Source organism: Paenibacillus periandrae (assembly GCF_022458865.1).
Lineage (GTDB): Bacteria > Bacillota > Bacilli > Paenibacillales > NBRC-103111 > Paenibacillus_S > Paenibacillus_S periandrae.
This window is the reverse complement of record NZ_JAJNMU010000056.1, coordinates 1-19,630: the sequence shown is the minus strand read 5'-3', so window position 1 is coordinate 19,630 and position 19,630 is coordinate 1. Positions and strand designations below refer to the sequence as shown.

Sequence of the window (19,630 nt, the reverse complement as noted above, 5' to 3'; positions counted from 1 at the left end):
ATTGGTGCACGGCGGCTTACGAAGAATGGCCGAGTTATCGCGCTGGTGCCGATCGTGCATCCCTCAGTGGCTTACCAGAAGTTCATTATTCCCGGTTTTCAAGTAAAGCGTCCGAAGTACCGTTTGCTGTATTTAAGGAACTCCTTCATTTACTTATCCGTAAGTGCAACCGGGAAATTCGGCGAAAACTGGCTTTCCCGAAGGAACTGCTGCTCATCGACTCCACCACGGTGACGGTAGGTAAAGCCCGTTTACCTTGGGCTCCTTATCATGGCGAACGAGCAGGTATCAAATTACATGTGGCTCTTCGGGCCGAGACGCAGCAACCGCTGCAAGTTGTGGAAACCGTCGGGTCCCGACACGACGGGCCGGTGAGCGAAAGCCTGACTCCGTCCTCTTTCATCCTGGTGATGGACCGGGCATATGGCAAGCTGGAGCGTCTGGATCGCTACAAAGTAGACGGACAATCCTTCGTCGTTCGCCTACGCGACAATATCCATCTGGAAAAACCAAAAGCATTACGTCGCCAAAGTCCGACGGATTCTCCAGTCATTCGCGACATCACCTGCCAACTCGGAACCCCTCAATGCCGTTCGGAAAAGCGCGATCGGGTCGTGATCTTTCGAGATTTTGAGGGCCGTGAAATCCGGGTGGTGACCGATTTGATGCAAGTGATAGCGGAGCAAATCGCGCAGATGTACAAGGCTCGCTGGCAGATCGAAGTCTTTTTCCGCTGGATCAAGCAGCATTTAAATCTGGCTACGCTATTCGGCACCACCGAAAACGCCGTGTATGGCCAGTTATTTACCGCTTTAATGGTCTATGTCCTGCTCACCTGGTTATTTGACGCCGTTTCCTCGGGAATGCCTCGGCATGAAAGGCTCTCGTGTGTATTCAGCGCTTCATTCAAACGTATGTCTCTGTTGAGGTTAGAGCTACAAAATCTGGTTAATCAACAGGTCTGTTTTGAGTTATAAGTATGCAAAGCTCCATGCTTCGCGCAATCACCGGATCGATTGACGACAGAATCACGAAATTGCGGATTTTGTCGAGCATTTGGAGTCCCTCTTGTGCTCATTACGATTGCTTTCATTCGTCATAATGATCAGACCTAATTTCCCTTTGAGTAACTTATCGATTCCCTGTTCATGAGGATTTGAACGTACCACATTTGCTAAAAACAAAGAAACTAACCTTTGCTAAAATGGCGGTACCACCCAACCACTCGAAAGGAAGATTTCTATGTATTCCTTGCTGTTCTCTGAAGACATAGGATTGATCATTATCGCAACGGTGTATAGTCGGGTCTTCTCTCAAATCGACTGTTTCTTTTCTCCAACCATGCGAACAAACGTTCAAAGATCAAACAGATGACCCAATACACAAGTGATGCTGCCAAATACATTTCGATATAGTGATAACCGTTGCTGGCAATGATTTTGGCAACGGCCATAATTTCAACGACCTTAACCGCAAACGCCACAGAAGTTGCTTTAATCATAATAACAAATAAATTCCCCATATTTGGAAGCGCAGAGATAAACGCCTGTGGAGCAATGATTCTTATCATGTTTTGAGTAGCTGTCATCCCGATGGATTGAGCTGCTTCCATCTGCCCACGATCGACGGCCTGGAGAGCGGAACGGATCGTTTCAGCTTGATATGCCGTTGTGTATAAGGTGAACGCAATAAAGGCGTTGGCCAATGGAGGAAGTTCATAATAATTCGTCTGCAACCCCATATTCGTATTAATGAAGTCTATAGAGGTTGGTACACCATATTGTACTAAATAAAGCGTGACTAGAAGCGGTGTTCCTCGAAAGAATGAGATATAAATGGAGCCGAGTTGGCTTAAAACTGGAACCTTATATGTTCTGCATATTGCAATCAAAGAGCCGAATAAAGTGCCTAACGCCATCGAAACAAGGGCGATTAGGAGCGTAATCGGCACAGCTTTTAGGATATCAGGGATATGTTGGATGACGAAATCCAGTTTGAAGGTATCCATTTGGCATTCACTTCCTTTTCGCTACCGTTCATTTACAACTCAAAAATGACCCTTCTTCAGTTTTTTCTCGGCAGCATCTCCGCCTTTTTGAATAATGACACTGAGGAGCCAATAAATAACCGCAATGATGGCGTAAACTTGAAGAACACTAACGTGATAATTTGTTGCCAAAATAACATCGGCTTGTCCAAGCATGTCAATGACACCGATAGAGAAGGCTAACGCCGACTCTTTTAAAAGATAAATGATGTTTCCCGTCAGATTCGGAATGGATATCGCAAGCGCCTGCGGTAATACAATTCGCCTTAGGGCTTGATGGTACTTCATGCCGACACTATAGGCTGCCTCCAGTTGACCCTGTCCGACAGTCAGATATGCCGACCTGAACATCTCCGAAAAATAGGCGGAGATGTTCAATGTGAACGTAACAATTGCAAATACCAATGGTGACCAGGAGTTAATATCAAGTCCGAGCTGAGCAAACAGCAAAGGCAAGCCATAATAAGCAACAAACAGTTGAACCAGCGTCGGCGTACAACGCATGTAGGAAATAAAAATAGTAGAAACCGCATATGGAATTGGCTTTTTATGAATTCGTACCAGTGCTATTCCGAGTCCAATCAGCAACCCGAATAGTAACGATATGAACAACATGGTTAATGTAATCGGCATTTTCTGAAGAATCCGGCCCGCAATTATATTAAAATTATCCACTGTCCAAATCACACACCACTTCTATGAGAGGATCGTTGACGCCTTAATTTCCACGCGTGAGGTACTGCTGAATCTCCGTAGTATCTTTATAAACATCAAATCCGTACCATTTCTCAGAAAGCTTGGATAAGGTCCCATTTTCTTTTAATTCTTTGGTGATCTTGCCTATCTTCTCGGCCAATTCACCTTGCTTCTTATTGAAGAGGAAGTAGATCGGTTCTTTCGTTATGACCGCTGCAACCTTAAGTCCAAGGTTTAACTCCTTATTAACCGCCTCGACTTGGGCAAGGTTCTTATAATCGACATCATATTGTCCAGAAGCAACCATCTTGAGGTCACCCGCAATCGTGAATTTATCTACATCCGTAATGGCAATTTCTTTTCCGGGATGCTGACGGTTATATTCCAGAATGATGCTGCGTAACCCGGAATTAGGCGTCATAGGAACAAGCTTCTTATTGACAACATCATCCAGGGAATGAATATCGTTGCGTTCCTTTTTCGTCGTTAGGACAGTGGGTGAATAACCGAAAGGTTCAGAGAATACATATTTTTCCTGACGCTCCGCGTTTTTAAACCATACCCACCCTGCGATGTCGTACTTGCCCGTTTCGGTTCCGATCAGTTGGCCGTTTATATCTGCAGGTTCATACTGGAACTTGTATTCGGGCAAACGTTCCTCAAGAATCTTGAAGTAATCAACGACATAACCGGATGTATTCCCTTTATCATCAATATTATATAATGCCGGAAATGGGACGGAACTGGTCGCCACCTTGACAACCGTTTGCTTAGCCCCCGAGCTGCTCACTGTTGGTGAAGGACTGCTGTTTCCGTTGTTGGCAGCGTTATTTGAGCAAGCAGTCACCATTAGCGTTGTGGTTAGTGTCAGAAGTAAGGTAAGTTTATTTAATTTCATGTTAATATGCCTCCGTAAATGTTATTTTTGATACAGCTAATTAGGACTGCCGATAAGCCGGTGTGGTCAGTCCCAAGTTTTCGCGCAAAGTTGTACCGGCGTAATCACTTGGTCGCAACCCTCTTTTTTGCAAGATCGGTACCGCGTGATCGACAAGAATCTCCAAACCGGCTACAAGATGCGAAATCAGAATATTAAAGCCATCGCATGCTCCCTCATCTTGCCATTCTTGCATGAAATCGGCTAGTTGCTCAGGAGTTCCGACGAAGGGGAAATGTCCGGATCCATTGATCGCATGCAAGCTTAGTTGCCGAATGCTTAGGTGTTCCCGATCTGCCAAATCCTTAAGTAACTGGATTCGGCTGCGCGCCGTATTGCTGGATTCCGGGTTAATCTCGGCGAGGGGAACCGGTCCGTCTATCGGATAAGTTGATAAATCAATGCCGACCAATGCTGATAACCGTTTGACTGCGATTTCCGGAATAACTAATTCATTTAACTCTTGCTCCAGTTTTTTTGCCTCCCGTTCAGTTGAGCCCAGAATGGGGGCGATTCCCGGCAAGATCACCATGTCATCCGGTCTCCTTCCAAACCGGCTCAACTTCCCTTTTAATTGACGATAAAAGGTTTTGGCGCCTGGCAAGTTGTCCTGTGCGGTGAAGACCACTTCTCCATGTTCGGCAGCGAGGTTCAACCCACTCTCCGAAGAGCCGGCCTGAAACAGGACCGGATGTCCTTGAATTGGACGCGGAAAATGGGGAGTGCCCGCAGATGGATAATAGCGCCCATCATGCTTCACGGAACGGATCTTCTTTGGATCGAGGTATAATCCAGAGTGCTTGTCAGCAAGAATCGCATTCTCATCCCAACTATCCCAGTATTTCTTGACGAGATCGATAAATTCGGAGGCACGCTCATACCGAAGATGAGGATCGACCAATCCCTCCATACTGTGATGATAGGGCGCAATGGGATCCTGTGACGTAACCATGTTCCACCCTGCCCTTCCCTCGCTCAAATGATCCAATGTCGCGAACTTGTGAGCCAAGTGGTACGCATCGTTGTACGTCGTGGAATAAGTGCCTGTCAACCCGATGCGCTCCGTTACCGATGCCATGGCAGATAGAATCGTCAAGACATCCGGTACCGGAATCGGAAAGTCCTCGGCCAGCTGCCCGTTGCGTTCCGTCAACGAATGCAATTCCACGAGAAGAATCGTGTCAAGCTTGCCTTTCTCGGTCAGTTTGGCAAAGTCGCGGTAGAGAGCAAAATCCAATAGTTGGTTCGTCCTTGTGGAGGGATGTCGCCACCCTCCTGCATGAATGCCTGCCGAGGTAACGAGAACGCCAAGACGCAGATGCTTCTTATCGCTCATGATAGGCTCCTTCTCCCTCTGGCTGAGTATCCCCAGCCTTAATCTCAAGATCCCATTTATGGCGCAATGTTCCTTGTGGATAATCCGTATGGAATAGACTTCTTCGCTGCAGGATGGGTACCAGAGTATCAACGATTTCATTCAATCCTGAAGGGAGTACCGCAGGCTGCAAATTAAACCCGTCACAAGCTTTGGATTGCATCCATTCTTCCATGAAGTCCGCCAGACGTTCGGGAGTGCCTATATAAAGTCCTTTCGCTTCGCTGTCTTCCATCCGCCATCCCCACTTCCTGAGCTCCTCTGCTTTATCTTTGGCATCCTTCTCGGTAACGCCCAGAATCAGCAAAAGATTGAACAAGATAACGGTTTGGTGTCCCGTCTGTCCATCTCGTTCCCGGATGCAATTGTAACGTTCGGAGGCATGCTCACGCTTCGCTTCCGAAAGAACCAAAATATCCGCACCATAATCAGATTCTGCGAATCCAAGCCGGACGGGATGCTTCTGCGGTGGTTGAGGAATACAAAGCGGACCCCGAACTTTAAAAAATCGCCCCGCATGATTGATTCGACGAACCTTGGCAGAATCGTAGAACCTGCCATTTGCCTTATCGATCAACAAAGCATCGGCATCCCAACTTTGCCAAAGCTGTTCGACTACCTGGATAAACTCCACATTCCGTTCATACATCTCCTTTTCAATGAGCGGAGGCACATAAAGACGCTGCAATTCGATATCCTCTTTCGCCTTCGCATGCCATGCCGCTCTCCCTCCGCTTAGATGATCGAATACTGCCAAGCTGCGGGCGACCGGATACGGTTCTAAGACGTCCGTAGCAACGGAAGATCCAAGGCCGACATGCTCGGTAACTGAAATCAATGATGAGGCCAACAACCAAGAATCCAGGCGCAGCCCGGGTTCGTTTCCATCGGCATCATAGGCTGAGTCCAGATAGATCAGATCCAGCTTGCCGCGTTCTGCCGTTCGGGCAAGATCTGCATAATAGGCAAGACTATTTGTACGGTCCGGCGATGCATGAGGATGGAGCCAACTCCCCGGAACATAGCCGGTACCCCGCAGAGAAACCATCAAATAAAGCTCTTTATCCATAATCGTTCAAGTCCTTTCATGCCTGAGAGATCCGAAATAAGCATCTGCGATCCGTTTAATCCCCCTATCCAGTTCTTCTTCGCTGCAGTAACTAAAACATATTCTTGCATCGTTGGATCGCTTTGCTCCTACATAGAAGTTTCTGCCGTCGACGTAGCTAACCCCCCTCCTGCTAGCGTCGGATAAGAATGAGCTCGTATTTACCTCATCGCGGAACGTTAACCAGATAAAAAAGCCCCCTTGAGGCAGTACGAATGATACATGGCTCCCGAAATATTTCCGCACCGCCTCTGCTGCAATGTCTCTCTGTTTGCGGTAATGCAATCTCAAGCGATCGACATGATCTTCAAACGAGAAATTCTCCAGCAGTCGAGCGATAATTTCCTGCGCCATGGGAGCTACGGGAGATCCACCGAGAAAAATTGTTAATTTTTCGATTATATTACGATCAGCGATGACCCACCCCAGGCGAATCCCTGGACCAATTGTCTTGGAGAAGGTATTCAAATAGACGACCCTCTCAGGACTTAAAGAATATAGGGTTGGCAATGATTGGCCTGTAAAATTTAGTTCCATGTAGGCATCATCCTCGAGGATGAAGAAGTTGTATTCGCGAGCCAATCGTGCAAGTTGTTCCCTTCTTTCTAAAGAAAGGGTTATGCCTCCCGGATTTTGGAATGTAGGGATGGTGTAGAATAGTTTGGGCAGCGGTTGATTGTTGCTTTTCGCTTCAATTAACGCCTCCTCGATAAGATCCACTCGCACCCCGTGCTCATCCATAGGAAAGGATGTAACCTCTGCTTCAACAAGTTGAAAGCTTTGAAGCGCGCCAAAGAAAGTAGGTGCTTCTACCCATATGTGATCTCCCGGATCAATGAAAGCATTCAAGGTCAACGTTATTCCGTGAGCCGCTCCGTACGTGATGAGTAGATTGCCGGGGTCAACTTGAATACGGTGCACCGATGAACGGGCTTGAATCCATTTCTTGATTTTATCTTGAGCGTTCGAACCCGAATACTGGAGCGCCCTTCTTCCGTTTTCAATAATGGCTTCCCTGGCCGAATTCCCCAACTCATTAATCGGGAATAAATCGGAAGCAGCAAATCCAAATGACAAGTGCACATGATCCGGTGTCGTACTCGTCGTGCTGCCGATAGGTGTCTGCTCCGGAATGCGTTTGGCAAAAACAAATGAATCGATGTTAGTCAAGCTATCACCGCCTTACGAAAGTTATTTGTTCAAATCTGGTAGGCCCACTCAGATGACATGTTTTTAAGAAATTGCCGTGTCCTTTCTTCCTTAGGACAATCGAAGATTTCTCTTGGGCTTCCCTCTTCAATAATTTTTCCCTCGTCCATAAACACTACCCGGTTAGAGACCTCTCTCGCAAACCCCATTTCATGAGTGACAATTATCATCGTTACGCCTTCTTTGGCAATTTGCCTAATAACTGATAATACTTCCCCGACTAACTCGGGATCTAGGGCGGATGTAGGTTCATCAAAAAGAACAACCTCAGGATTTAATGCTAAGGCTCGCGCGATCCCGACTCGCTGTTGTTGTCCACCTGATAACTCACTGGGAAAAGCGTTCGCCTTATGAGTTAATCCGACTTTTTCAAGCATATTCATGCCGATCTTCTGGGCTTCTCCCTTTGGAATCTTCTTTACGACTATGAGTCCTTCAACGACATTCTGAATGGCTGTTTTATGTTTGAACAAGTTGTAATTTTGAAAAACCATAGCCGTTTTTTGCCGTAAAGACAGAATCTCCCTTTTGTTTGTTGTTTTAAATGGAACACGTAAATTTCCAATGGATACTTCCCCGTCACTAGGCTCCTCCAAACAGTTCACGCATCGCAATAGCGTGGTTTTTCCTGAACCACTTGGTCCGAGTATAGCGACGATATCTCCTTGGTTTACGGTCAGGTCAATTCCTTTCAGCACCTCGGTCTTCCCAAAGGATTTTCGAATGTTTGTTAATGTAATCATTATGCGCCCTCTTATCTCCGAAATAATGAGAAAACCTCTATCGAGGCTATTCAAAGATGAGCGACCTCGTTTTATAGGAAGGTTTTATCGCCAAATAGAATGATGTTTTCGGCATCCGAAAACATATACTTTCTATTATGGTCAAAAAGAGACACTTCATCTGCATCAGGGAGAGCTCCCAGAAGGCCATCAGACAAGTGTCTCCGGTCTTCCGGTCGCCACTACATATTATTCCTATGAGTTTACTCAAGATTAAACTCAAAAAAAATATCTTACTTCCTATTGTCGTCGCTGCTAAGAATTTCATCTATTCGCGTTAGATCTGCTGTTGTCAGTATAAGATCATTAGCGTTGATGTTACGCTCTACATGCTCCCTGCGTTTGCCACCGGGGATAACGGAATCGATCCCGTCTTGGTTTAAGAGCCAGGCAAGTGATAGATGAACAATGTTGGTTCCCTTCTCTACAGCCAGCTTCTTTAAAAGATCCACTTTGTCGAGAACGTCAGCAAAGTATCGCTCTTGAAACAAGGGGTTTGAATGTCTCCAATCACCCATTGTTAGCTTAAACTCTTTGGTATAATTGCCTCCTAGCAGCCCAAATGCTAACGGCCCGTAAGGGACAAAGGAAATATTAGCCTCCCTTGTGTAAAGAAGAATTTCCTTTTCAGCTGAGCGATTAAGCAAACTGTAGGCCGATTGCAGAACCGAAATGTCGCCATGCTCATTGGCTTCTTTAAGCTGGCTCAGGGATACGTTGGAAACTCCGATTGCCCTTATCTTTCCTTCTTGTTTCAGCTTTGACAACTCCCCAATTGCTTCCATTAGCGGAGTTTTATTGTCAGGGAAATGAAGGTAGTAAAGATCCACATAGTCTGTTTTCAATCTGCTCAGGCTATCTTCCAGAGCTTTACGCAAATAAGAGGGATTGTTGTCGAGAACTACCGTTCCATCCTCAAACCATCGTCTACCGCCTTTTGTTGCGAGTATAATATTATCCCTCTTGTGTGCCGACAATACTTCGCCAATTAATTCTTCTGAACGACCTTTACCATAGATATCCGCTGTATCGATAAAGTTAATACCCAGATGGATGGCAGAATCAATCATAGCCTTTCCTTCTTCTTCTCTCAGACCATCAAACAAATTATGTCCGCCTACTGCATTCGCGCCAAGGCCTATCTCCGATACGATCAGATCTGTACTTCTAAGTTTCCGAAACCTCACAGAGTACCGTTCCTCCTGTTTAGTGTAGAAAGACTTCATTCTCTCTCGAATTTGATTCTACAAGGATTTAGTAAAGAACGATAAATAATCATAAAAAGTTTCAAATACCGAAACTATTTTGAAGAATTTTGATTAAATTAAAGTCGTATATTTGGCTTAAGATCTCGAACATTCGATTTCGACGGATAGTTGCTTGCTAAACCGAATGACCTTCCTTCCAAAAGAGCGAATCTTATTCTTGGTTATTCGTTCCACATCGCCATGAATTGCAAGAGAGCCGATGACTTTTCCATCTATATGAATAGGCGCGGCAATACACCTTTTCCCAATGATGGTTTCTTCATTATCTACCGCATAACCTTGAGCCTTAATCATATTCAAGTGATAGTTAAATAAATCTTTATCGTTAAATGAGTTCTCAGTAAAAATCTCTAATAACAAATTTTTTAGTATCTCTTGTTGTTTTTGAAGAGGCAGATGTGCCAGTATAACTTTGCCCATCGCACTGGAGTGGATAGGGGTCCGTTTATTAATAGCATTGATTACTGGTCCGCCATCAGGTTCTTTTATCACATTTGTAGTAATGAGCTCATTGTGATCCAACACGCTGACAAATACGATTTCGCCGATATAATTTGCCAATCGATATGGCGTTACCAAGGAAGTCCATTGAATACCATCATTGGAATTGCCCTTGTTATCTTTGAAAATAATTGTATTTAAGTAATAAAATTTTCCCAACTTACGAATGTAGTTCATCTTTTCTAAAGTAAATAGCATTTTATAGGCTGTCGATTTGGTCAGATTCAATTCTTGCATGATTTGGCTCATCGTCAAAGTATGTTGCATTCGTAGGATATCAAGGATCAGTAATCCCTTCTTTAACGTAGTAAGTTCATAAGAATCCACGGCGGCCCCCCCAAGATCTAACAAATGTTTCATTCGAATACGGCGCAAAGTTCGATCTATTTTAATATTACTACAGAAAACATTTTCAGGATAATGTAATTTCTTGGAGGTATCTAACTTTCAGAATTAGCTCCCCCGTTGATAGCGTTGCAGAATATGAGAATTTGTTATCTTAAGCAGTGAACTGTGTTACAATATTTCAAAATTTATAAAAAAGGGGCCTTACAGGACAACCTGGATGATTCTCTATTTCCTTCAACACTGTGTCTTTTGCAGTGGCTTTTAAATCAATTGTTTTTGTGTGAGCCGTATTCATACAAGGTTGCGCCATATGAAATGTCTGGTTGACGAGGCCAAGGCTTCTCTTGAAGCTGCAGATAGGCAACTGCTTTCTTTTCTTCCACAGCAGTAATTTGACCTTTCTGCCGCAACATATTAACAATCGAAAGACAGCTACACATTACAGCCTCATGTTCAATCAAATCGGCTTCTTCTTCCATTAATGAATTAAGCAGATGAACTGGAGACGACTGGATGACGATATGTTGAATACCATCGTCTCTTAACTTTTCCGCCTCTGCTATTAAAATAGCTAGTTCATCTACAACTTGAGTTGACAAATCACTGTCTGCCACAGTACTTTGAACAAAACTCTCAAGAACATCTGTAGCAAGCATATCTCGTACTTTGCGAGCGTTCCTTATCCGACTTGGCTGATGGAATGTGACCTTTTGTTTCTCCTCAAAAAGCCATTTAAGTGTTGAATGTGGTATATAGACCTCATCGAATGCGTCAAGAACCTTATCCAAAAAGATTTAAAAATCCCAGTGTAAGCAATGCAGTAGCTTCTATACCGATAACATTAAGTGTTTTGAGATATAACGATTGTCGCCTCCCGCTATACGCGGAAATAGCTCATCTACGCCTGGGGTCATTCTCTAATAGATTTGCAAGAGCTGGAAAAAGCATCAGACTAACTAATGACTTGTTAAGCAGTTCAGCAGCAAGAAACTGTGGAATTTCACCTTGGCTTAGCAACTGCCATGTTCAGCTGCCTTTCGGTTCCACTCAGGACTCCATTTCATTAGATCAGATAGGGTGAACTTTTTTATTGGCCCGTCCTCACCAGAAAGTTCAGCTGCTTTTTGAATCCAACCTGAAACCTCTTGATTATCTTCCCAACCCGCGTTCGTAGCCAAAAAGTAAGCAGCTGCTAAAATTCCGGTATCTTCTTTACCTTTGGCTACTGCTTCAAAAACCAATTCCTTAGCATGAAACGATCCCAAATGAAAAGCAAGTTGAGCCGCGGCGATCATCTCTTGCGCATTTCTGCTTTCTTTCTCATGTAATTCGTTAGCTATAAACATAGATAAAGTGTGCCAATCACCTAAAGCAATCCCAAGATTGACCTGCAATGCACGAGAATTAGCATTCTTTTGATTATCAGGTATCTTCGCTAATTCGTTGTTAGCTTCTAGTAACAAACCTTCATGATACAAAGACCAGCAATATAACAGTTGTTGATTCTTAGATTGATTCAGTAAGATTATATTTTCTTTGATCAGTTCGATAAGTCGTGTGGTATTTTGTGCCTTACTCAAAGCGTTCGCCAATTGCTCCGCGTGGCTAACAGAGCGGGTTCTTTCGAATAACATTTCTCCGTACACACAAAGACTTACCCAATCCCCTATGGCTTCATATGAGTCAACTAAGACAGCTAAATCACTTAGTGAATCAGTTTTATTGAATTGTAACTTTCGAGCCTCAATAGGATCAGTTCCTTCAGCCTCCGCTATTACTCTTTTTAGGCGACTTTCCTCAGCTTCCGAAAGTCCTTCTAACAATAGTAAATCCAAGCGCTCATTTGCTCTTTCAGGATATCCTGCTCGCGATAACATTTCGATTTCAAGAAAACTTATTGACTTTTTATCAAGATGCTTTGATAAGTCATTGGTGTGTCGAGTTATGTATTTCGCAACATCTTCAGGAGTATTCTGTGTAAAGGCAAGAGCAAATCGAGCAATTGCTGCATCTTGTGTAATTCCACCATTAAGCGCAATTTGACGTTCAATCTCTTGCTCAACTGCTATCAAATCTAATTTTATTCCGAATTGGAGTCCAAGATGAACAAAGCGAAGAGTAGGTTTAGGATGTCGAAGTTTTGCCTCTAGGTGCTGTAGGCCTTTATCAAAATTCTCAGGATCCCTTAATTCAAGCCAAAGCGCATATTCATCATCTGCAATTGCAGCACCAGGACAGTTAAGTTGCTTTGCTGCAATTGAAACACCATTAAAACAATCAATAGCTAAACGTCGGTTACTGATCGAGGATGAATCTGCAGCCAGTGGGAAATCGACTGCTTTAAATGGTATCTGGTTGAGCACAAGAGATCTAAATTCTATTGGCACAGTACTTAAAAGGTATGTTATTGCCTTCAAATGATAGAGTGCTGGGACCTTATCTAAATCCCTTTCATTTATCATATTAAGACTGTCCATAGCATCATCCCAACGGTTAAGTTTAAGTAGTTGTGTTAAAAGCGGAAATTTACCATCTGAATCTTAATCCTTAGCTTCGTATCCAACATTCGCAAGCCAAATAATTGCTTCTTTTTCACCTTCATGATGGGAGACGATCATTAACGCAGCTGTCCGCGAGATTGGGAGATCGATGCCAGCTAAAAGACCTAAAACCACTCTCTTGTCCCCTTTGTGCGAAGATAGGAATGCGTTTGCAATACAAATTTCTGGAATATCGTCTAAAATTTATGCTTGTCCTAGGTATTCTTCTGCTTTGTCAAGTTCCTCTGTATAAATCAAGAAGCGTACACACCACGCAAGTGAACAGCACCTAAGTAAATTAGAACCTCCGGAAAGCTCTCCAGCAATAAGCTTTTTAGCAAATGCTATAGTAGAGGAATTCGGGACTTTTAATTCTTCTACGGATGAGCGGTATGTTTACGGCCAATGATTCAGTGAATCCGTCGCGAGCACCTCGAATGGTCGATTCTGCAACAGGCTCTTCCACATTGCGTTGGGACACCTTCGTCATCGAATATACAAAAGCGGTGTTTTCACCATCTATCAAAAGTACAGGATGACCGCTTCCAATATTCTCAATAATCATGGACCAATCATGAACCTGCTCCGATGCGGACGGTGACTTGGCAAGCAAATGAGAATCATAAAGCGCATGACTCTCCTCACTGAACATAAGAGGAGCAAGCACATGGTGTTCAAGCAGCGCTTCATCTGCTAACCCCTGGGCGTAGATCACCACTGCATGCGTTGAATTGACGGTATCGAATGAATGGAATGCGATGTCACCGCAGTCTTCGTAAACGGAAAGCAGATAGGCAAGATTATCGTACAGAGAAGTGGAAAGCTTCTTACTCAAGTCAGCAGAAGCCAATAGTGCATCTGTTGTGAGTGACTGGCTCTTCTTTTTTAACTTGTTGAATAAACGCATAGTCATTCCTACTCCCGCATTGAGGCTATCTATACTGGTTTTCAGTGTTCCCTAATAAGTATAGAAAATTCATCCACTTTGGATAGCAACGTCCCTAATCCCTGTCAATCCAACAAGATCAGAAGAAATCCGCTGTAATTAATTGTCCCCTATTCAACATGTTTGTTTTCTCTGTCTGATGCTTCCTACTATTAGTAGCAATAGAGGTAATCCGATCATATTGACAGGTAGTACAAAGGGAACCCAATAATGGTTCAAGTAACTTCCGGTCGCCTCAGAAACATTTTTAGGAATTAAAGAGAATACTACAACAACAATGGAAATAAACCAGATCATGTACCTCCAATTTTTCACTTGTAAAAACTGGGCTGTTCCGTAACTGGCCACAAAAAAATAAATGGACAATTTAATAAATACGCTGGCAACCCAGATGACAACTGCCAAGGCGTCCATGTTTTCAATAAACCCGAAAATAGAGATTTTCTTTGTCATTTCAAAAAATGGATACCACATTTTGGAGGAAAGATTGACTCTTATTGTTAAAATGACCATGACCATCGATATCCATACAATAAAACTTGCAACCGCAACAGCCCAAATCACGTAAGGAGCTCCCATGCGGGGAGCAGCGAGAAACGGTGAAATCATAACGAATTCAACTGCATGGCCGAGGTAGGAAGCGATAGGAAGCGACCCCTTGACGATAGCAGCGACACCACTGTCCGCATAAAAAGGGAGCAGATTTTTCCAATGAATGTTGCTGATGCTTGTTGTCAAAACAAGCAATATCATCAAAAGAATCAGGGGGCCCAATATTTCGCTGACGCGGCCGATTCCATCAATTCCTCCGGAATAAGTCACATAGATAACGATCAGGACCATTGCCAATTCGATGTATATTCCCGGAGTTTGAGGAAGAAGCAGAATCTGGAGAAGATCGCTGAATTGGCGCAAAACAATAGGAATGATGGTATACCATTGGACAAGATAGACAATGATAACCAGCTTTCCGAGCCATTTTCCCATAATGGTTTGACTAAACTGGATGAATGTTTGCTCCGGATGAAGAAGCACAGGCTTTGTTGTCACTACGGAAATTAGTAATGCTATGCATCCGGCAACAAGAACAGAGACCCATGCATCCTGCTTTGCATCCTGCAAACCGGGAGTGAACGTCATCAGCAGGGTCATGCCCAGATCCATGATGGTGATCATCCAGAATGCTTGAATACCGCTAACCTTCATTTTTATCATCCTTTTTGTAGGGTCAATTCACCTTTTTCAGGTGTGCTGGTGACTGCGTTCGGCCGATCCGTTGAATATTGATGTCAACCTCGACAGTAACCGGAACATCAGGATAAATTTCTGTCCATCGCTCCTTATTTGTCTTCCAATAAGCGGGATGTCTGATATGCATTTCTTCCCCAAAACCGAAAACGTCTGACTTTAACTGCTTTTGTACATGATGCAGCGTATTTTTGATTTGTTTTTCTGTTTCACTAGACAGCTTGCTTTCAACGCGTTTCAAGTTTTCGGCCTTGCTCAAATCCAATATCGTATCGTTTTGAGCCACTATTACCTTTGCTTTGAAGCTCATCGTGACCTCGGGCATTCCATGATTCAGCTTTGTGCTTATATGCGCATTAGACTTTAATACATTTACGCCAACAGTACCCTTAAAGTCTTTCACTTCGGGCTCAACCTGCGTGGTTATTGTATTACTTTGGAGTTTCTCTCTCCACCAAATTAATATTTCCTTTTCCTTTGACGGTAAAAATCCGACTAATTTATTTTCCTGGTATACGGCCGCTTCACCAAGATCGAATGCTCCGTCTTCGATCCTTCCGGCGGACAGCTTAACGGCTCCGGTTACAGGGGATCTATCATAAGAAGATATAGCATCCATAAAATCATCGATTTTGACGGACAGAGTGGAGTCGTTTATCAGCATTTTTTTAAGTGCGATGGCTGGTATGGCTTCCAGCAAGTACGGTGTTTGTAGTACTTTTTTTGCGGTTGCTCCATGAGCAGTCAGAATATAACTGTTATATCGGCTGTCGGGCCAGCGCAGCAACTGATCTAATCCCTGATCTATACCATGTCGGCCGTATGTTTCACCGATAATGATGACCGCCCTTTGACCCAAAAAGATTTGCCGTGACAAGCGCTGCTGCAATTTGCGCAAAATATCCGCCCCGTCGCTTCCTTTCTCCGAGACGACCAAAATCGTTTTTTTTCCTGTCTGTCTGCCACCAGACGTGGCAGTGGGCACTTCTGTAGGAAGAGCAATTTGCAGCGTAGCCTCTAATTGTCCATTCTCCGCAAGGTCGAAGCCACCGGCAAGCACAAATGCAAGATCGTTAATCTCGATTCGATCCCAGCAGCCTGTCAATAGGCTGAGACATAGGAGAGGAGCTATCATGGTCCACCATTTCAACCTGATCATTGTTTCTCAAGCTCCCGAATTGGGTGAATACGATTTTGACGCTTGTGTAAGACCCACCAAGGGGCTCTGCCCAATATATCCCACAATCCAGTTGCCTGAAACGGAGCAAGCGGCGTCATATAATAAACGCCGAAGGAGCGAAGATTCACAAGATGAATCAGCAGGGCAATCATGGAAACTCCTATACCGTACAAGCCGAAAATGCTTGCAGACAGCATAAACGGAAATCGTAAAATACGAATCGCCTGACTCATATTGTTACTTGGAATCAGAAAAGAAGCAATTCCCGTCAAAGATACGACAATGACAATGGGCGCCGATACGATTCCTGCCTGAACGGCAGCTTGCCCGATCACTAGCACGCCTACAATACTGATGGTCTGACCAACCTGTTTGGGAAGACGTATGCCCGCCTCGCGAATCGCCTCGAAAGCAATTTCCATCATCAAGATCTCCATTAACGTCGGAAATGGCACCGGTTCCCTGGCCGCCGCAATAGACAAAGTCAAGCTGGTGGGAATCATTTCGGAATGAAACGTTGCCACAGCAATAAACATGGACGGCAAGATTAAGGATATGAAGGCAAACAAGTACCGAAGCCATCGTAAAAATGTAGCTGTAATAAAGCTCTGATAATAATCCTCCACCGTTTGAAAGGCATGCCAAAAAGTAACGGGAGCGATGAGGGCCATCGGAGTTCCATCCACCAGGATGGCGACCTTCCCTTCAAGCAGTGCAGCCGACACGCTGTCAGGCCGTTCGGTCATTTGGATCACAGGAAATAGGGAGTAAGGCGCGTCACGGATCATTTCTTCAATGTAGCCCGATTCCAGAACTGTATCCATATTGATTTGCGATATGCGTTTTCTCATCTCCACAATCACCTTGGGAGCAGCCAAGTTCCCTATATATACGAGAATGACCTCCGTTTGCGAAATCTCTCCAACCAGCATCTGTTCCATCTTCAACTGAGGAGTTCGGATTTGCTGACGGATCAATGCCATATTTATGTCAATATTTTCAATAAACCCTACTTTTGGACCGCGAATCACAGTCTCCATACTGGGTTCCTGCAGCTCACGATGCAATTTTTCATTCATGCTTATGGATAGAGTCTGGTTTGATGATTGCACTAACAGAACGATTTGACCTCTAATGATTTGCTTAACCGTTTCTTTCTTTGTATTAATGATTGTAGTCAGCGCGATGGACAGTAGTTCACTTTTCATCTGCTCAATGAACTGCGTAGATGTATCCAAGTCATGCACCTTACTTGTCAAAAGCGATTTCAATAAATTATTATCCAATTGCTGGGTATCTACCAATTCCCTGAAGAATACCAGCATGCATGGAATCGAATCGAACAGATGTACCTTTCTCACAACTAGATCAGAGCAATTAGCGAATAGCTGCTTTAACCAGGCTTCATTGTCATCCAGATTATCGGACAGCCCTGCTTCAATTTCACCTTCAGCTAGCAGTTCAATTTCAACATCAAGCTTCTTCTGCTTTGACTTCTTTCGCCAAGGTAGGATTTTGTGATTAGTCATTTGTTTCACCTCCCGTAATTTCTTTGTGTGTCAATTAACTTTTCCAAAATATGATTAAATCATTCTAATATGGTTCATATTTAATACCAACAAGAGAGAAGGGTGTTCGGAAGGTGAACAGCGGAATTGTATGGAAAATAATTGTTTTTTTGTTTATTGTTGTTTTATCTGGCCTTGTACTGTACTTGTCCGTTTCAACTGAGTAACAAAAATAAGCAAGTCGGATATTTGCTTCCCGACCTGCCTTTGTTTAACTAAAATAAGTTTTGACTAGCTTTTCTGCCATGCGTGTGGCCAACGCCTGAGTCGTAAGTGTCGGATTAGGGCCTCCGATTCCGTTAACATGCACACTGTTGTCGGCAATATATAGACGCTTGACTTGAAAAGCTTCGCAATTCGAATCCACTACATATCCCATACGCATCGTACTTTCGATATGGAGCAACCAACCGGTCGGAGAATCAGTTCTAATGATTTTTTTGCACCCGCTTGCTGTAACGTTTCGCATGCATACCTGGCTAGCTGATCACGCCGCTTTAAGGTTTTTTTGTTAGGGGTATAATGAATAACAGGGATTGGACCATGTTCGTCTTTCAGCAGAGGGTCAACCTCAACCCTGTTACTATAAAGTGTATCGTCATCAGTGAGCAGCAGCATCGTCATCGTTCGGCTATAGTTCATCATCAGCTCTTTCAGCTCAGGCCCAACAACCCTGCCCCTTATATCCCAAGGTTCTCCCGGTTCTGGCGGGGTTAGTGCGTCATACCCTGCTTCACTGAACCCATAGGTCAGATAGGCCATTAATCCTGGACTCAGACAGGACACCTGAAAGACACCAGTTCCTGGAATATCGACTCTAGCTCCGGATGTATGCCCTATATACGGATAGACCGACGGTGTTCCAAGAATGCTCATCAAGTCTCTTTCGTCGAATACACCTCCAACCCAGTCAAAATAATGATTCGTCAATCCTCTCCCAACCCATGGTTTATGAGGGAGTCCGGAATTCATCCACAGTCGCGGCGATTCGATACAACCGGCTGCCATGACTACCGTTTTGGCCCTAAGCTCCCCTATTTCTCCCGTCCATGTGTCCCGAAACTGTACGCCGGTAGCACGAACACCTTCATTCGGATGATGTTCCGTCAAAATTTTTATCGTAAAGGAAATAGGACGAATCGAAACATTACCGGTTTTAAGTGCCAATGGAATATAACTGACAAGCGTGCTGCGTTTGGCAATTTTGTCTATTGAGGGACCCGATGTGCATCCATTAACGCAATGGCCCCTAAGGGTGCAGCCTTCCATATTATCCAATTGGTCCATCGAATAGTCAGGGTCCATCAGATGTTTATTGGGAGGAAGAATCGCGTTCGGATTCGGCCGATACCCAGGTGTTACGACATCAAGCGTCGGAATCAGCGACCACCCGGCCTTCTTGGCACCGTAGTAAAAAAGCTCTTCCTTGGGTGTTGTCGGAGCGAATTGAACAGGCAATGTAGCCTCGACTTTTTCATAATAAGGAATCAGTTCCTGATAACTGATCGGCCATATGTTATCAATAGCCGCAGGGAACGCACGCGGTGACTGTGCCCAGTAATGCTGTGTTGTTCCTCCGACACCGGATGCTTGCCAAATGGAGCCCTTCTGCCGCATGATACGGTGCCAGGGACTACGACTACGATTGGCAGGACCGAAGCGAATGGTGCCTGAGACCTGATCATTCATGTTATTTTCATACGAATTGTAGATATTCTGGTTCTGGTGCAAGGATTTAAATAGTTCGCAGCACGCCTGTTGATTAACCAAAATATGTAACAAAAAAGACCGCCGATTCGGGTAAATGGTAAGTACCACCAAACCATTCCGAAAAGAGGCGACCTCATGAATAAGTCTACCTTATTCCGAACGTTGGT

At 44.2% G+C, this 19,630-nt stretch carries 20 protein-coding genes; 1 reads left to right on the top strand and 19 read right to left on the bottom strand.

The annotated features are described in order from the left end of the window. The coding region (locus LRL21_RS43955; protein WP_240422061.1) for an IS4 family transposase at positions 1-977 on the top strand (977 nt) is incomplete at its 5' end. Positions 978-1,282: 305 nt separating this feature from the next. On the opposite strand, the gene LRL21_RS43950 is transcribed toward LRL21_RS43955, so the two are convergent. From LRL21_RS43950 to LRL21_RS43875, 19 genes are all read right to left on the bottom strand, one after another. Then, entirely contained in the window at positions 1,283-2,008 is a 726-nt protein-coding gene (locus LRL21_RS43950) for an amino acid ABC transporter permease (RefSeq protein ID WP_240422060.1), read from the bottom strand. A gap of 39 nt (positions 2,009-2,047) precedes the next feature. Beyond that, positions 2,048-2,734: an amino acid ABC transporter permease gene (locus tag LRL21_RS43945; protein ID WP_240422059.1), complete on the bottom strand. Its 687-nt coding sequence runs from the start codon at positions 2,732-2,734 to the stop codon at positions 2,048-2,050. Positions 2,735-2,765: 31 nt separating this feature from the next. After that, positions 2,766-3,641, bottom strand: a complete 876-nt coding sequence (locus LRL21_RS43940; RefSeq protein ID WP_240422058.1) for a transporter substrate-binding domain-containing protein — start codon at positions 3,639-3,641, stop codon at positions 2,766-2,768. Positions 3,642-3,681: 40 nt separating this feature from the next. Beyond that, positions 3,682-5,016, bottom strand: a complete 1,335-nt coding sequence (locus LRL21_RS43935; protein ID WP_240422057.1) for an LLM class flavin-dependent oxidoreductase — start codon at positions 5,014-5,016, stop codon at positions 3,682-3,684. Then, a complete protein-coding gene (locus LRL21_RS43930) occupies positions 5,006-6,124 on the bottom strand; it encodes an LLM class flavin-dependent oxidoreductase (protein WP_240422056.1) in 1,119 nt (372 codons plus the stop codon). Before LRL21_RS43930 ends, LRL21_RS43935 begins: the two co-directional genes overlap by 11 nt. 6 nt (positions 6,125-6,130) lie before the next feature. Beyond that, positions 6,131-7,333 carry an aminotransferase-like domain-containing protein gene (locus LRL21_RS43925; protein WP_240422055.1) on the bottom strand — a complete coding sequence of 401 codons (1,203 nt, stop codon included), beginning with the start codon at positions 7,331-7,333 and terminating at the stop codon, positions 6,131-6,133. Positions 7,334-7,362: 29 nt separating this feature from the next. Then, positions 7,363-8,115, bottom strand: a complete 753-nt coding sequence (locus LRL21_RS43920) for an amino acid ABC transporter ATP-binding protein (RefSeq protein ID WP_240422054.1) — start codon at positions 8,113-8,115, stop codon at positions 7,363-7,365. Positions 8,116-8,387: 272 nt separating this feature from the next. After that, positions 8,388-9,341: an aldo/keto reductase gene (locus LRL21_RS43915; RefSeq protein WP_240422053.1), complete on the bottom strand. Its 954-nt coding sequence runs from the start codon at positions 9,339-9,341 to the stop codon at positions 8,388-8,390. A gap of 156 nt (positions 9,342-9,497) precedes the next feature. Next, positions 9,498-10,250, bottom strand: coding sequence for an IclR family transcriptional regulator (locus LRL21_RS43910; RefSeq protein WP_240422052.1), 753 nt, complete (start codon positions 10,248-10,250; stop codon positions 9,498-9,500). A 287-nt stretch (positions 10,251-10,537) separates the two neighbouring features. After that, on the bottom strand, positions 10,538-11,059 hold the full coding sequence (locus LRL21_RS43905) for a hypothetical protein (RefSeq protein WP_240422051.1): 522 nt from the start codon (positions 11,057-11,059) through the stop codon (positions 10,538-10,540). 106 nt (positions 11,060-11,165) lie between these two features. Continuing rightward, a complete protein-coding gene (locus LRL21_RS47190) occupies positions 11,166-11,288 on the bottom strand; it encodes an HTH domain-containing protein (RefSeq protein WP_420832576.1) in 123 nt (40 codons plus the stop codon). Then, positions 11,282-12,748, bottom strand: a complete 1,467-nt coding sequence (locus LRL21_RS43900) for a hypothetical protein (protein ID WP_240422050.1) — start codon at positions 12,746-12,748, stop codon at positions 11,282-11,284. Before LRL21_RS43900 ends, LRL21_RS47190 begins: the two co-directional genes overlap by 7 nt. 63 nt (positions 12,749-12,811) lie before the next feature. Further along, complete coding sequence (locus LRL21_RS46025) at positions 12,812-12,946, bottom strand: hypothetical protein (protein WP_275901205.1); 135 nt, start codon at positions 12,944-12,946, stop codon at positions 12,812-12,814. Between the two features lie 199 nt (positions 12,947-13,145). Beyond that, positions 13,146-13,718 (bottom strand): spore germination protein, encoded by a 573-nt coding sequence (locus LRL21_RS43895; protein WP_240422049.1) that lies wholly within the window; start codon positions 13,716-13,718, stop codon positions 13,146-13,148. Between the two features lie 153 nt (positions 13,719-13,871). Next, positions 13,872-14,972: a GerAB/ArcD/ProY family transporter gene (locus LRL21_RS43890; RefSeq protein ID WP_240422048.1), complete on the bottom strand. Its 1,101-nt coding sequence runs from the start codon at positions 14,970-14,972 to the stop codon at positions 13,872-13,874. Between the two features lie 13 nt (positions 14,973-14,985). Then, on the bottom strand, positions 14,986-16,164 hold the full coding sequence (locus tag LRL21_RS43885) for a Ger(x)C family spore germination protein (protein ID WP_240422047.1): 1,179 nt from the start codon (positions 16,162-16,164) through the stop codon (positions 14,986-14,988). Next, a complete protein-coding gene (locus tag LRL21_RS43880) occupies positions 16,161-17,714 on the bottom strand; it encodes a spore germination protein (protein WP_240422046.1) in 1,554 nt (517 codons plus the stop codon). Before LRL21_RS43880 ends, LRL21_RS43885 begins: the two co-directional genes overlap by 4 nt. A 250-nt stretch (positions 17,715-17,964) precedes the next feature. Further along, positions 17,965-18,120, bottom strand: coding sequence for a GMC oxidoreductase (locus tag LRL21_RS46600; RefSeq protein WP_338044784.1), 156 nt, complete (start codon positions 18,118-18,120; stop codon positions 17,965-17,967). Next, positions 18,120-19,442 (bottom strand): GMC family oxidoreductase N-terminal domain-containing protein, encoded by a 1,323-nt coding sequence (locus LRL21_RS43875; RefSeq protein ID WP_338044782.1) that lies wholly within the window; start codon positions 19,440-19,442, stop codon positions 18,120-18,122. The genes LRL21_RS46600 and LRL21_RS43875 overlap by 1 nt, the downstream gene beginning before the upstream one ends. Positions 19,443-19,630 lie beyond the last annotated feature (188 nt).